The sequence below is a fragment of the Vibrio sp. 1580 genome (assembly GCF_033340055.1).
Map to the genome: position 1 here is coordinate 1 of NZ_JAWOVT010000432.1, position 610 is coordinate 610.

Genomic DNA, 610 nt, shown 5'->3' on the forward strand with positions numbered 1-610 from the left:
ATCCAGTGGTTCAGGTGCAGGCTTTGGCGGCCTCACTACTTTAGGGATCTTATTCGGACAGTATCTCACGCCCGATGGTGACCTGATTTTTAGTGCTTTGTATCGAGTCAGCAGCATACTGTTTGCCATCGTGGTCACTTTGCTTGTTACTTATGCCGTGCATCGGTTACTCAACAGCTTTGCTGCAACGCGCTTTAGCCAATCATAGCCTTGATGCGCCTCAGTTTACTAAATCATACGTTGCTGGTCAGAAAGGACTGTTCCAGCAACTTGGTTTTCAAATCTTCAGTCATAGTAATGGGTTGCTCGAATCGAATGCCTATCACCCAGCCTTTGGGTTGCTTCTTTATATTGGCGATCAAGCAAGGATTTTCCTCTCCTATATGAATGCTAAGAGGTGATACCACCGAAACTCGGTCTCCAACCTTAAACTCAGGCTCAATAAAGGTCTGAACACCGACGCCTGCCAGTGAAAAATCAACCAAACTGCCGTCATAAATATTGCCGCTGTGATCGATGGTACAGTCCATTTGCAGCTTGTAACGCTCGTGCTCTCTAACAGGCTTAGTTGCAAACGTACCGGGTATGCGAATAAAGAGCAGAGGGGAAG

At 46.7% G+C, this 610-nt stretch carries 1 protein-coding gene and 1 pseudogene; one reads left to right on the top strand and one right to left on the bottom strand.

What is annotated here, in order from left to right:
- A pseudogene (locus tag R7093_RS26415) lies at window positions 1-208 on the top strand (1,4-alpha-glucan branching protein); the annotation flags it as partial.
- Between the two features lie 25 nt (window positions 209-233).
- Here R7093_RS26415 and R7093_RS26420 read toward each other — a convergent pair.
- A partial coding sequence (locus R7093_RS26420; protein WP_318147176.1) for a PilZ domain-containing protein occupies window positions 234-610 on the bottom strand: 377 nt, incomplete at its 5' end.